The sequence below is a fragment of the Sphingomonas sp. genome, from assembly GCF_051962185.1.
Classification (GTDB): Bacteria; Pseudomonadota; Alphaproteobacteria; order Sphingomonadales; family Sphingomonadaceae; genus Sphingomonas.
On the sequence record NZ_JBQCCN010000309.1, the window covers coordinates 1 to 12,765 of the forward strand.

General features: G+C 67.5%; 11 protein-coding genes. 3 read left to right on the top strand and 8 right to left on the bottom strand.

Annotated elements, in window-relative coordinates:
• Positions 1 to 202: 202 nt before the first annotated feature.
• Positions 203 to 1,234 (bottom strand): proline racemase family protein, encoded by a 1,032-nt coding sequence (locus ACTHJR_RS18785; RefSeq protein ID WP_440524951.1) that lies wholly within the window; start codon positions 1,232 to 1,234, stop codon positions 203 to 205.
• An 88-nt stretch (positions 1,235 to 1,322) separates the two neighbouring features.
• A complete protein-coding gene (locus ACTHJR_RS18790) occupies positions 1,323 to 2,021 on the bottom strand; it encodes a GntR family transcriptional regulator (protein ID WP_440524952.1) in 699 nt (232 codons plus the stop codon).
• A 117-nt stretch (positions 2,022 to 2,138) separates the two neighbouring features.
• On the opposite strand from ACTHJR_RS18790, the gene ACTHJR_RS18795 reads away from it, so the two are divergent.
• The gene (locus ACTHJR_RS18795; protein WP_440524953.1) at positions 2,139 to 3,044 is read left to right on the top strand and encodes a dihydrodipicolinate synthase family protein; all 906 of its coding nucleotides are present in this window, start codon (positions 2,139 to 2,141) and stop codon (positions 3,042 to 3,044) included.
• Between the two features lie 143 nt (positions 3,045 to 3,187).
• Positions 3,188 to 3,541: a RidA family protein gene (locus ACTHJR_RS18800; protein ID WP_440524954.1), complete on the top strand. Its 354-nt coding sequence runs from the start codon at positions 3,188 to 3,190 to the stop codon at positions 3,539 to 3,541.
• A gap of 7 nt (positions 3,542 to 3,548) precedes the next feature.
• On the opposite strand, the gene ACTHJR_RS18805 is transcribed toward ACTHJR_RS18800, so the two are convergent.
• From ACTHJR_RS18805 to ACTHJR_RS18820, 4 genes are read right to left on the bottom strand one after another with little or no spacing between them, the layout of a single operon-like run.
• The gene (locus ACTHJR_RS18805; RefSeq protein WP_440524955.1) at positions 3,549 to 5,102 is read right to left on the bottom strand and encodes a sodium:solute symporter; all 1,554 of its coding nucleotides are present in this window, start codon (positions 5,100 to 5,102) and stop codon (positions 3,549 to 3,551) included.
• A 32-nt stretch (positions 5,103 to 5,134) separates the two neighbouring features.
• Positions 5,135 to 6,379, bottom strand: a complete 1,245-nt coding sequence (locus ACTHJR_RS18810; protein WP_440524956.1) for an exo-beta-N-acetylmuramidase NamZ family protein — start codon at positions 6,377 to 6,379, stop codon at positions 5,135 to 5,137.
• The gene (locus ACTHJR_RS18815; protein ID WP_440524957.1) at positions 6,376 to 7,602 is read right to left on the bottom strand and encodes a serine hydrolase domain-containing protein; all 1,227 of its coding nucleotides are present in this window, start codon (positions 7,600 to 7,602) and stop codon (positions 6,376 to 6,378) included. The genes ACTHJR_RS18810 and ACTHJR_RS18815 overlap by 4 nt, the downstream gene beginning before the upstream one ends.
• Positions 7,599 to 8,468, bottom strand: a complete 870-nt coding sequence (locus ACTHJR_RS18820) for a BadF/BadG/BcrA/BcrD ATPase family protein (protein ID WP_440524958.1) — start codon at positions 8,466 to 8,468, stop codon at positions 7,599 to 7,601. Before ACTHJR_RS18820 ends, ACTHJR_RS18815 begins: the two co-directional genes overlap by 4 nt.
• A gap of 233 nt (positions 8,469 to 8,701) precedes the next feature.
• Here ACTHJR_RS18820 and ACTHJR_RS18825 point away from each other — a divergent pair, with 233 nt between their 5' ends.
• Positions 8,702 to 9,598, top strand: a complete 897-nt coding sequence (locus tag ACTHJR_RS18825; RefSeq protein ID WP_440524959.1) for an N-acetylmuramic acid 6-phosphate etherase — start codon at positions 8,702 to 8,704, stop codon at positions 9,596 to 9,598.
• 193 nt (positions 9,599 to 9,791) lie between these two features.
• On the opposite strand, the gene ACTHJR_RS18830 is transcribed toward ACTHJR_RS18825, so the two are convergent.
• On the bottom strand, positions 9,792 to 12,056 hold the full coding sequence (locus ACTHJR_RS18830; protein WP_440524960.1) for a transferrin receptor-like dimerization domain-containing protein: 2,265 nt from the start codon (positions 12,054 to 12,056) through the stop codon (positions 9,792 to 9,794).
• Between the two features lie 261 nt (positions 12,057 to 12,317).
• Positions 12,318 to 12,765: FadR/GntR family transcriptional regulator (locus ACTHJR_RS18835; protein WP_440524961.1), on the bottom strand; the 448-nt coding region annotated here is incomplete at its 5' end.

Sequence of the window (12,765 nt, forward strand, 5' to 3'; positions counted from 1 at the left end):
ATCTCACTACAGTACAATTATCACTGTGTCGATGCCGACTACTCGTCAGCAAATTCGCGAACTTTGCATCCATCCACCCAGGCGAAGGCCGGGGCCCAGTATCGAAGAACAGGCGATGGCGCTGTGCGATCGAGAGGCCAATGCACCTGGGCCCCGGCCTTCGCCGGGGCGGGACTGCTGATCGCTTGAGCGTCCCCTCCTGTCAGCAAGCCAGCCAGGTATCGTTGAGCCGGTAGCCGTGCGGGAAGGGATCGTCGGGATCGGTCCCGTAATGCGAGACCCCCGTGAGCCACGCCCGCCCCGCGACCCGCGTCACCACCGCCGGGCCGCCGCCGACCGCCGTCTCCGCCTCTATCCCGCAGGCGAATTCGGTGTCGAGGATCGAGGTGTGGACGAAGCGCTCGCCGACCGCGAGGTCGCCGCGGGCGTGCATCAGCGCCATGCGGGCCGAACTGCCGGTGCCGCACGGGCTGCGGTCGATCCGCCCAGGGGAGACGACGACAGCGTTCTTCGCGGTCTTGACCCCGTTGCGCTCGGTCAACGGCCCGGCGAACAAGGTCTGGTTGATCGTGTGGATGCCGGGATTGTCGGGATGGACTGAGGGCAATTGCTCGGCGGCGGCGAGCTTGATCCCCTCGCCCATCTCGACCAGCGCACGCGCCTCCTCACGGGCCAGCGTGAAGCCGAGCCGCTCGGCCTCGACGATCACGTAGATCATCCCGCCATAAGAGACGTCGACCGTCACGCTCCCCAGCCCCGGCACCTCGACCGTCGCGTCGCGATGCAACACGAAGGCGGGGACGTTGCGGAACGACACGCGGCGGCATTTGCCATTGTCGCATTCGGCCACGACCTGGACGAGCCCCGCCGGCGTATCGACCGTCAGCCGCGTCACCGGCTCGACCATCGGCACCATGCCCGTCTCGAGCACCGCGGTCACCGTGCACATCAGGTTCGATCCCGACATCGCCGGATAATAATCGGACTCGATCACGATCAGGCCGATATCGGCGTCGGGCGAGATCGGCGGCGTGACGAGATTGACCGCGGCGTTCACGCTGCCGCGCGGATCGGACAGCAGCATCCCGCGCAGCCAGTCCTGATCGCGGATGAACGCCTGTTGCCGCTCGAACATCGATGCCGCGCGCGGCGCGATCACCCCGCCGGTGATGACGCGGCCGACCTCGCCCTCGGCATGAACGCCGACGACCGTGACGACTTGCTGCAACCGCATGGGCTTCCTTTCCGGCAAGGGGACGCATCCCCTCGCGCCCGCCAGAGCGTTGAATTGGGCTTCATGTATATTGGATACAATCCATCGGTCAATGCGCCTCGGCGGCACGCTCCCGGCGCAGAACGGCAACGAGATTGCGCCCGGCATCGAGGATATGCGCCCGCAGGAAGGCGGTGGCGCCATTGGCGTCGCGCAACGCGCATAGCCGCAGGATCTCGCGATGCTCGCGCTCGGCCGCTTCCAGCCCGTCGGTCATCAGCAAATGCAGCCGGATATAGCGTTCGACCTGGAGATTGATGCCCTGCAGGATTGCCAGCGTCTGCGGCCGCCCGGCGGACTGATAGAGCCGGCGGTGGAATGCCCAATTGAGCCGCCCCCAGCTCGCCATGTCGTCGCGCCGGTAGGAGTCCTCCAGCGCCACCAATATCTCGCGCGCCTCGGCGACGTCGCCATCGGTCATGCGCGGGACCGCCCGCCGCAGCATGTCGCTTTCGAGGAGAGCGCGGAGCTCGAACAATTCCTCGACCTGCTCGGTCGGGATCGAGGTGACGACCGCGCCCTTGTGCGTCTCCATCGACACCAGCCCGCACGCCTCGAGCTGGCGCAACGCCTCGCGCACCGGCATACGGCTGACGCCATATTCCTCGGCGATCGCATCCTGGACCAATGCCTCGCCATCGCGGAATTCGCCGCTCAGGATGCGTTCCTGGAGCGACTCGCGGATACCCTCCGGGATGCTGCGCCGTTCGATCCGATACCGCCCCGATCGCGCCTCGCCCTGCTTCATGCGCCGTCCTTTCTCCGCGCCGATGTGCCGCAATCGACCGCATCCGGCAATGCCCATCGACACGCCCAAAGTTATATTGTATACTGTATCCAATACAATCCAACAGGAGCGAATGACGTGGCTGAAAAATGGGCGGGCGTGTTCCCGGCGGTGACGACCAAGATGACCCAGGCGGGCGAGCTCGATCTCGACGCGATGCGCGCGAGCCTCGACCGGCTGGTCGGCAACGGCGTGTCGGGCGTCATTGTCCTGCCGATGCTGGGTGAGAACGCCTCGCTCGCCCTCGCCGAGCGGGAGACGATCATCCGCACCGCGGTCGAGACGGTCGGCGGGCGCGTCCCCGTCCTGTCGGGCCTTGCCGAGATCACGCTCGACACCGCGCGCGCCAATGCCAGGCTCTACAAATCCTGGGGCGCAAAAGGCCTGATGGTGTTCCCGAGCTTGGGCTACAAGAGCGACAAGCGCGAGACGGCGGCCTGGTATCGCGGCGTCGCCGGCGCCTCCGACCTGCCGATCATGATCTACAACAATCCGATCGCTTATGGCGTCGATGTCACGCCCGACGTGCTCGACGGGCTGGCCGACGTGCCCGAGATCGTCTGCGTCAAGGAAGAGAGTGGCGACATCCGCCGCGTCACCGACTTGCGCGTGGCGTTGGGCGACCGGTTCAGCATCTTCTGCGGAGTCGACGACCTGATCGTCGAGAGCATGGCATTGGGCGTCACCGGCTGGGTGTCGGGCATGACCAACGTCTGGCCGAAGCAATGCGTCGCCTTGTTCGACCTCTGCCGCGCCGAGCAATTCGCCAAGGCGCGCGACCTCTACCGGATGCTCACCCCCAGCTTCCACCTCGATACCCACGTCAAGCTGGTCCAGTACATCAAGCTCGCCGAGAACCTCGTCTATGGAGCGCCCGAATGGACACGCTCGCCGCGGCTGCCGCTGGTCGACGCGGAACGCGCCTTCGTCGTTGACACGATCCGCGGCGCCGTGGATGCGCTCGCCGGCTCGGCCTGGGCCTGAGGCGCATCGAATCCGGACCGCGCTGTCGACATGCTCGATCCCCCGTCGGGGGGATGGCCCAAAGGGATGGCTGAGGCGGAGAATGGTCTGAACACCGATATCCCCCAACGCTTGTGCCAGCGGGGCCACCAGGAGAACCCAATATGACCGACATCCAGCGTTTCCACCCGACCACGCGCATGCACCAGATGGTCGCCTATAACGGCCTGGTGTTCACCGCCGGCCAGTGCGCGGAGGCGACGATGGGCCAAGGCGCCACCGAGCAGACGACGGAGATCCTGGCGCGGATCGACGCGCTCTTGCGCGAAGCGGGGACCGACAAGACCCGCTTGCTGAGCGCGACCATCTATCTCGCCGACATCGCCGACTTCGACGCGATGAACAAGGCGTGGGACCCTTGGGTTTCCCCCGACGGCAAGCCGGTCCGCGCGACGGTCGAGGCGCGGCTGACCGATCCCGCCTTCAAGGTCGAAATCGCGGTGGTCGCCGCCGCCTGACCTCAGGTCAGGGAGTCGCGGGCGCTTCGTCGATCGGAGCGCTCGCGGCCCTCGCTCCGCTTCCCCGCGGCGCGATCGCGATCAGGAAGGCGATCGCGGTGCCGATGCAGAGCTGGAACGGGAATGCCAGGTGACACAGAGCCGCCGGCAGGCCGATCGCCGTGGCGATCGCCGGCTGGAGCAGCAGCACCGTAACGAACCCGGCGATCAGCGAGGCGATGACCGAAGCGCTCGTGCCCCGCCCGGTCAGCACCGCCGCGAAATAGACGCCGAGCAGCCCGGCATAAGCGAATACCATGACCTGCAACGCGAATTCGAGCAGGCCGAGCTTGGCATAATGCTGCCAATAGAAGGACAGCACCGCCACCGCGAGCATCGCCACGCCGATCACGCCCATTCCGGCGCGGCCGGCCTGAACATAATGATATTCGGCCGCCGTCCCGCGCCGCTCGCGCCACGGCCGATAGAAATCCTGCACCAGCACCGACGACATGGCGTTGAGCGCCGAATTGGTCGTCGCCACCGCCGCGGCGACGATCCCCGCCGTCACCAGTCCGCGCAGGCCCGGCGGCAATTGCGTCAGGATATAGTGCATGAAGATGCTGATCTTCTCGCCGTCGAACGCCTGGCCGGCGACGGCGGTGGCGCCGCCCATCAATTCGGCGCGATCGTAGAAGACGTGGAGCAGCAGGCCGATGGTGATGAAGATCGCCACCACCGGCACCGTCGCCAGCACCGACCAATAGAGGCTGCGCGCGCCGGTGCGGGCATCGCGGCAAGCGAGCAGCCGCTGCGTGGTGTCCTGGTCGAGCCCCGACGAGGCGATGTAGAGCAACGCGATCCCGGTGACGATCGCCAGCAGCGAAAAGGGCTGCGACGGATCGAGCGACAGGTCGAACAAGCGCAATTTGTCGACCCCGCCTGGCGCATGCGCGAGGCCGTGGATGATCTCGGCATTGGTCGCCGGGATCGCCAGCCGCAGGAAGATCAGCACCGCGATCGCCGAGCCGATAAAGATCACGAACTGGAACAGGTCGATCCACAAGACCGAGCGCAACCCGCCGACGAAGGTCGACAGGAAGCTGGCAACGACCAGCAGGGTCGCGGCGATGACGATCCCGTGCGCGCTGACCGTCGAGGTCATCACCATCGCCACCGCGATCGCGGCGAGATAGAGCCGCGCGCCATTGGCCAGCACGCGACCGACCAGGAACATCGCCCCGGTCCAACGCGTCGCCACCGTGCCGAAGCGTTGCGTCAACAGCTCGTACACCGTCGTCACGCGCGCCGCATAGAATCGCGGGATCAGCACCCGCGCCACGAAGATCGCGCCGATCAACCCGCCGAGATTGGTGCCGAGATAGGTGAAGTCGCCGTGATAGCCGAAGTCCGGCCCGCCGAGGAACGTCGCGGCGGACTGCGTCGCCGACAGGACGGAGATGGCGGCGAGCCAGGCCGGGACGGTGCCGCCCGCCAGGAAATAATCGCGCGCGGTACCGGTGTGGCGCGGCGTGAAATACCAGCCCCCGACCACCAGCAACGCCAGATAGCCGAGGATCACGAGCCAATCGATGGGACCGAAGGGAGAGACCATCAGTACAGGAGGTACCTTGCGCGCCGCGCCTTGAACAGCGCCAGCTCGGGCTGCCAACCCGCGGCGACCGTACGCGGGTCGACTCCCGCCTTGATCCGGTCGAACACTGCGCGATTGCGGAGCAGCCGCTCGACGCGATCGATCTGGAATGTCGCGCCGTAGAGCTTCCACAAGGCGGCGACCGTCTCGACGCCGAGTTCGGGCGCGTCGAGCCGCGCGCGATCGTGGATCAGGATTTCGACGCCTTCCACCTGCTGACCGGCGTAGGGATAGAGCTTGTCGCTCGCCGCGACGTAGCGCACCGCGAGGAAACTGACGCCGGGGATGGCGCGCGCGTTGAGATAAGCGGCGAGCTCCATGCCCTTGATCCACGGCGCGCCGAAGCGGAGGAAAGGTGCCCCGGCCGGTCCCTTGATGTTGACGTTGGTCCCTTCGAGCAGCGCGGTGCCGGCATATGCGGTCGCCTGCGTCACACTGCGCAGATTGGGCGACGGGTTGATCCACAACAGCCCGGTGTCGTCATACCAATCGCCGCGCTTCCAGCCGGTCATGCGGATCACGGTCAGCCGCGCGCCGATCCGGTCTTCCGCGTTGAACATCGTCGCGAGCTCGCCCAGCGTCATGCCTGGGCGCATCGGCTCGGCCGAGGGCGTGGTGTAATCCTCGCGCCCCGCGGTCGAGACCGGTCCCTGCACCGCCAGGCCGTTGATCGGATTGGGGCGGTCGAGTACGATCACCTCGACGCCCGACGCGGCCGCCGCCTCGAGGAAATATTTGGTCAGCGTCTGGAAGGTCCAGTAGCGCACGCCGACGTCCTGCAGGTCGATGACCACCGCATCGAGTCCCGCGAGCTGAGCGGCGCTCGGGTGGCGTTCGGCCTCGGTCTTGCCGTACAGGCCGACGATCGGCAGCCCGCTCGTCGGGTCGAGCCGGTCGTCGATATTGGTGTCGTCGGTCGCGGCGTTGATGCCATGCTCGCCGCTGAACAGCCTGACGACCTCCAGCCCGGGAATGGCGGCGTGCGCATCGTTGCGCAGCACGTCGATCGTCCGCCGACCCGCGCCATCGACACTGACCGGATTGGCGAGAATCGCCAGCCGCAAATGGCCGCCATGTCGCGCGGCGATCGTGCGCAGCGGGGCGAAATGCTGATCCTCAAGCACGTCGATCCCGGTATGGACGCGCGCTGCGGCGGGCATCGCCACGATCAGCGCGATCAGCAGGACGACGAGCCGCGCGATCATTTCGTCGCCGCCGCGCCGTCGAGCACCGACAGCAGTGCGGTATGGATCGCCGGCCGCGCCTGGCCGATCAGCGGATTGTTGCGGGTCGGATTGACCCGATTGGTCAGCAGGATGATGAACGCGTCGCGATCGGGATCGATATAGATCGAGGTGCCGGTGAAGCCGGTGTGGATGATCGCATGCGGCGAGGCGAGCGGGCCGGAAAAGCCGCCCGGCGTCGGCATGTCCCAGCCCAACGCGCGCGAACTGCCGGGCGGGATGTTCTGCGGCGTTTCGAACAAGGCGATCGTGCTCGCCTTGATCAGCCGCTTGCCGCGATAGCTGCCATGGTCGAGATAGAGCTCGGCCAAGGTCGCCAGGTCGCGCGCGGTCGAGAACAGCCCGGCATGACCCGCCACGCCGCCCATCACATAGGAATTCTCGTCATGGACGACGCCATGCACCAGCATGTGGCGGAAGGTATCGTCCTGCTCGGTCGGCGGGATTCGGGAAAGCAAGGCGCTCGACGGCCGGAAGCCGGTGTCCTTCATGCCGAGCGGCCCGAACACCTCACGCTGCAGGAAGCGATCGAGCGGCAGGCCGGACAGGCGCTCGACGATCTCCCCGAGCAGGATGATATTGGTGTCCCGATAGACATATTTGGTCCCGGGCGGGGTGAGCGAGGGGACGGCGTAGATCTGGCGCAGGAGACCCTGTCGATCCTTGGCGTTCCGCCATAGCCCGTCCGCCGATTGCAGCCCCGAACTATGGGTGAGCAGGTTGCGCACGGTGATACGGTCGTGCCCCGGCGTGCCGCCGAATTCGGGCAGATAGCGCACCACCGGCGCGTCGAGATCGAGCTTGTGCCGGTCGTAGAGGATTTCCGCTGCGGTGGTGGTGCCGATGACCTTGGTCAGCGAGGCGAGGTCGAAGATCGCGTCGACCGGCATCGGCGGTGCGTCTGGCGCCGAATCGAGCTTGCCGAACGCCTTGAGCGCGACCAGCCGGCCGTGCTGGCCGACCGCCAGCACCGCGCCGGGAAAGGCTTTCTTGGCGACCCAGGAATCAACCTCGGCGAAAGCGGGCGCGAAGCGCCTGTCCTGATCAGTGGTCGCCACCACCAGTTGCCGCGCGGGCGTGGGCGACGGTGTGGCGGCGGGGCCGGGCTGGCCGACCAGAAGCAGGGCGCCGGCGGCCGCGGCAAGCCAGAGAGTGTCTTTCTTCCGCTCGGTCCGATTGTTCATTCGCCTTCGATCCCTCTCGCCAGCAACAGCGCGCCCGCCACCGGATCACCGAGCGGGTCGCTCAGGCGCTCGGCAGTACGGACGCGAAGCCAGGGGCGCAGCCGCGCCGACAGCCCGCCGACCAGCGCCAGCCGCGGCGCGCCGCGCGCGAAGATCGTCGCGATGAAGCGCTCGACATGGAGCACCGCGTCTTCGACGATCGACAGCGCGATCTCGTCACCGGCCTCGGCATAATCCATGACCAGCGGCGCGAAGGAGGCGTAATCGGCGGGCGCGGCCTGATCCATCCAGGCGATCGCGCGCATCGTGTCGTGGCGGAACCGCCCGGCGATTTCCTTGGACAGCAGGGTACGCTTGGTCCGCCCGTCCATTGCCCTGAGCGCATGGCGCACCGCGCTCAACCCGAGCGCAGCACCGCTGCCCTCGTCCGATATCGGAAAGCCGTAGCCGCCGACGGTGAAACGCTCGCCCCTGACCTGGCCGAAGCCGATCGAACCGGTCCCGAGCACCAGGATGGCGCCGTCGGCACCATTATGCGCGCCGAGGTTGGCGATCGCGGCGTCACTGTCGAGCGTGACGCTGGCGAAGGGGAAATCGAGCGCCGCTAGCGCCTTGGATATGCCCGGGCGGCGAATGCCGGCGATGCCCATGCCGGCGGCGACCTCGCCCCAACGCTGCTCGGGAATGCCGGCATTCTGCAGCGCGTCGGCGGTGACGCTCAGCAGCCGGTCGTACAAAGGATAGAGGCCCATGCGGGTATTGGCCGGCCCGGCTTCGGCGCCGCCCAGCACTTCGCCCCGGGCATCGGTCACGCGGACGCGGCAATGGCTGCCGCCGGCGTCGACGCCGAGGAAGATCTCAGCCACGGCCCTGTTTCCCCCTGAGGCGCGGAACCGCGTTGCTTGCCGCTCGACCTGGTCTCGTCGCTCGCATGCATCAGGCATTGCGGATGGCCGGCGCGGTGTCGAGCCTCAATCTGACCCGGCGATCCTCGCGGTTATGGATAGCGTCATCCAGGTTATAGTCGCGATCCTTTGCGCGCCGCGCCGCTCCCGGTAATCAGGGCCGCTCACATTCGCCTTTTGCCGTCGAGGTCCCGATGCCCACCGAAACTGTTGATCCCCGCTTCGTGGACATCGACCGCTGGCCGACCGCGTCGGCGGTGGAAGCTATGCTCGAAGGGCAGCTCGCCGCGGTCGCCGCGCTGAAGGGGCAGACCGAAGCGATCGCCGCCGCGGCCGATGCCGCGGCCGCGCGGCTGCGCCGGGGCGGGCGGCTGGTCTACGCCGGCGCGGGCACCTCGGGCCGGCTGGCGGTGCAGGACGGGGTCGAGCTGACCCCGACCTATGATTGGCCGGCGGAACGGCTGGTCTTCCTGGTCGCCGGCGGCACTGGCGCCCTGTTGCGCAGCGTCGAGGGCGCGGAGGACAATGTCGCGGTGGCGCGGGAAGAAACCCTCGCCGCGGAGATCGGCCCGAACGACGTACTGATCTCGGTCGCGGCGAGCGGCCGCACGCCTTATGCCGTGGTGGCGTTGGAAACGGCGCGCGAGCTTGGCGCGCTGACCATCGCCATCGCCAACAATCCCGGCACGCCGCTACTGGCGGCGGCGGATCACCCGATCGTCGCCGACACCGGGTCGGAGATCGTCGCGGGCTCGACCCGGATGAAGGCCGGCACCGCGCAAAAGGCCGCGCTCAACATCCTGTCGACCGCGATCATGCTGCGCTGCGGCTTGGTCCATCGCGGGATGATGGTGAACATGCGCATCTCGAACGAAAAACTGGTGCAGCGCGCGCGGCGGATGGTCGCGTCGCTCGCGGGGATCGACGAAGCGCGAGCGGCCGACGCGCTGGCGCTCGCCGACGACGACCTGAGACGTGCGGTGCTCGTCGCGCGCGGGCTCAGTGCGCAGGACGCAGCGAAGCGGCTGACCGATGCCGGCGGCGATCTGGGCGATGCGCTCGCCGCGTTGGAGCAGCCCGAAGCCGAGTAAGCCAGTGACCGCGCTGGCGAACCGAGATTTGATTTAGCGCCATCAATCTCAAACGCCTCCCCGGCGAAGGCCGGGGCCCAGTATCGAAGAGGCCGAGATGGCGGCTCGCCGCTTTGAGCGTGTTGCCACGGGGCCCCGGCCTTCGCCGGGGAGGCGATGAAAAACACAGCTCTCCGCAGTGAGCGGCGGCAGTTCAGCTCTTGAGCAGCTTGACGGCCTCGTCCAACCGGTCGGCATAGCGATTGAGCGCCGCCGCGGTCTTCGCGACATATTCCCTGGCGTCGTCGAACCGGCGCTGTTCGATCCCCTCGCGGACCCCCGGCAGCGTTTTGGCGCCATAGCCGGTCAGTGTGCCCGGTGCGTAGATCAGGTTGCGGTACCAGGGCCGGCCGGGCAGACCGTTCTTGTCGAGCAACAACTGGTCGATGCCGTTGAGCAGCGGCGCCACCCGCGCCAATTTGTCGGGCGAAGCGCGGTCGAGCGCGGCGTCGGCGGCGTGCGCCGAGCGGGTCAGCCGGTCCGACGCATCCTCCAGCGCGAGCATGTCGATCAGCGGCGTGACGCCCCTGTCCTCGGGAGCGATGGTAGGATCGACCGGGCTCGAGGCCAGTTTGAAGACATCGTCGCGGCCGAGGTCCTTGAGCGCGCGATCCTGTTCGCGCTGATCGGTGTCGAGCTTCTTCACTTCGCCGACATAGCGCGCGACGGTCGAGGCGAAGTCGCCATAGCGCATTGGCACGCGCGGCGCCGAGGCCGAACGCAGCACCATCCGCCCGACCACCTTGGACAAGGTCGCGCCATAGACCAGCCCCGGATCGTCGAAATTGGTCACATGGTAATAAGTGTCATAGGCCGAGTGGTACGAGCCGCCGCCCGCGCCTTCGCCGCCGAAGCCGAGATTGACCGACGGAATGCCGAGATGCTCGATGAAGGCGCTATAGTCCGAGCCCGAACCGAGCGCGCCGATCGGCAGGTCGCCGCCCGCCTTGGCCGCTTCGAGCGCGCCCGGCGCGTCGCGCCCGCCGCCCGCATAGGCACTCGCGCGGATCGCGGCACGCTGGCGGTCGTAGACGCTGACCCCGGTCTGCGGGTCGGGAACGTCGCGCGCGATCGAATTGACGAAATGCTGCAGCGTGTGGCTGCCCTCCGCGCCGAGGAAGCCGCGCGAGGTGTCGTCGGTGTTGATGTAGAGCACCGCCTTGGCCTGGAGCTCGTCGGCATGCGTCTCGGCCCATTCGGTCGAGCCGAGCAGGCCGGGCTCCTCGCCGTCCCAGCTGGCATAGACGATTGTCCGTTCGGGCCGCCAACCGTTCCGGGCCAGCGCGCCGAGCGCCTTGGCTTCGGACATCAACGCGACCTGGCCCGACAGCGGGTCGTCGGCGCCGAACACCCAGCCGTCGCGATGGTTGCCGCGCACGATCCATTCATCGGGCCGTGTGCTGCCCTTCATTACCGCGATGACGTCGTAGAGCGTCTTGAGCGACCAGTCGGACTTGACCGCGAGGTGGACCTTGACCGCGTCCGACCCGCCCCAATGATAAGGGATCGGCAAGCCGCCGCGGTCGCGACCGGTCACCACCGGGCCGTTCAGCCCGGCGAGGATCTTGGTCGCGTCGCCATAAGAGATCGGCAGCGCCGGAATCTTGAGGATCGTCTTGGCCTCGGCGCGCGTCAGGCGCTTGGCATTGTCGGTCGCGCCGACGCCGGGAGTCAGCGGGTCGCCCGGATAGATGATCATATCCATGACCGACCCGCGCTGCACGCCGCCCTCGGGCCGCGCGCCGCCCTTGGGATAGGCGTCGCCGCGGGCATAGCCGTCGTCGGCCGGATCCGAATAGATCAGGCAGCCGACCGCGCCATGTTCCTGCGCCAGCTTGGGCTTCAAGCCGCGCCAGCCGCCGCCGTAGCGCGCGATGACGATCTTGCCCTTCACGCTGATCCCGCGCCGCGCGAGCGCTTCGTAATCGTCGGGCATGCCGTAATTGACGTAGACGACCGGGGCAGTGACATCGCCATCGCCCTGATAGGCGACATAAGGCGGCAGCGCGCCGTCGAGCTTGTCGGGGCCGAGCTGCGGCTCCTGCCCGCCGAGCGTCACCTTGTCGGGCGAGATCAGCTCCAGCGTGGTAGAGATCGGCGTCGGATAGAGGACCTTGAAGGTCTCGATATGCGCGTCCCAGCCCCATTGCTTGAAGAGGGCTAGTTCCATTTCGGCATTGGCCTTGTCGTGCGGGCTGCCGACATGGTTGGGCGCCGACGACATTTCTTTGAGCCAGGCAAGCTGGTCGGCGGCGCTGATCTGGGCGTCGAAGGCCTTTTCGGTCGCCGCGGTGCCGACGGTCTGCGCACCGAGCGGCTGGCTGGCGACCAGCGCCGCCGTCGCGAGGGTCAGCGCCGACAGGCTCCCCAACCAGGCGCGTCGCGCCCCCGACCGACCCCGAATTTGGTCCTTCGCCATCGCGCGCCCCTTTTCTGCTGGATGTTTCAGCCCCGTGGAAACGGGGCGCACCCTAGCGAAGTTGTTGGAACTGACCAGTGTTTGCGGGGAAAAAAGCGGAGGCCGTGGATTCGCAAATCCAACCCACACCGTCATGCCGGCCTTGTGCCGGCATCCACGGAGCCGCATGCGTAGGCTCTGTGGGACGGTGGACCCCGGCACAAGGCCGGGGTGACGGTTGGAGGAAAAGAGGTCGGTGGGACTCTGTCCCGTGACCTGACTCTATTCCCGCGCCATTTCCTCCGCCGAGAAGACGCCGCGGATCAGCTCGTGCCGTTCCATGCTCTTGTACATATGCGCCCGCGCCGCGTTGCGCGCGGCGGACGGGTCCTGGCGGCGGATCGCGGTGAAGATCGCGGCGTGATCGTCGGCGATCGCGCGGACATATTCCTCGCGCGGGACGTCGTCGGTGTTGCGCAGATAGACGGTACGCGGCGGCACCAAGCGAATACCGAGGAATTCGGTGAAGCGCACGAAATAGACGTTCCGCGTGGCGCGCGCGATCGCGGCATGGAAGGCGGTGTCGGCGTCGACCGCGGCGTCGACGTTGGACGAACCGATCAGCGCGTCGATCGCATCCGACATCGCCTCGAGATCGTCCTTGCTCCGCCGCGCGGCGGCGAGCTCGGCCATTTCCGCCTCGAGCGGCGTGCGCATCTCGAACAGGCGG

Excerpts from the sequence above, each read along its gene's own strand:
- ACTHJR_RS18785 (WP_440524951.1), bottom strand. The coding sequence starts at position 1,234 with ATGCGGTTGCAGCAAGTCGTCACGGTCGTCGGCGTTCATGCCGAGGGC.
- ACTHJR_RS18830 (WP_440524960.1), bottom strand. The coding sequence starts at position 12,056 with ATGGCGAAGGACCAAATTCGGGGTCGGTCGGGGGCGCGACGCGCCTGG.
- ACTHJR_RS18815 (WP_440524957.1), bottom strand. The coding sequence starts at position 7,602 with ATGAACAATCGGACCGAGCGGAAGAAAGACACTCTCTGGCTTGCCGCG.
- ACTHJR_RS18825 (WP_440524959.1), top strand. The coding sequence starts at position 8,702 with ATGCCCACCGAAACTGTTGATCCCCGCTTCGTGGACATCGACCGCTGG.
- ACTHJR_RS18800 (WP_440524954.1), top strand. The coding sequence starts at position 3,188 with ATGACCGACATCCAGCGTTTCCACCCGACCACGCGCATGCACCAGATG.
- ACTHJR_RS18790 (WP_440524952.1), bottom strand. The coding sequence starts at position 2,021 with ATGAAGCAGGGCGAGGCGCGATCGGGGCGGTATCGGATCGAACGGCGC.
- ACTHJR_RS18810 (WP_440524956.1), bottom strand. The coding sequence starts at position 6,379 with ATGATCGCGCGGCTCGTCGTCCTGCTGATCGCGCTGATCGTGGCGATG.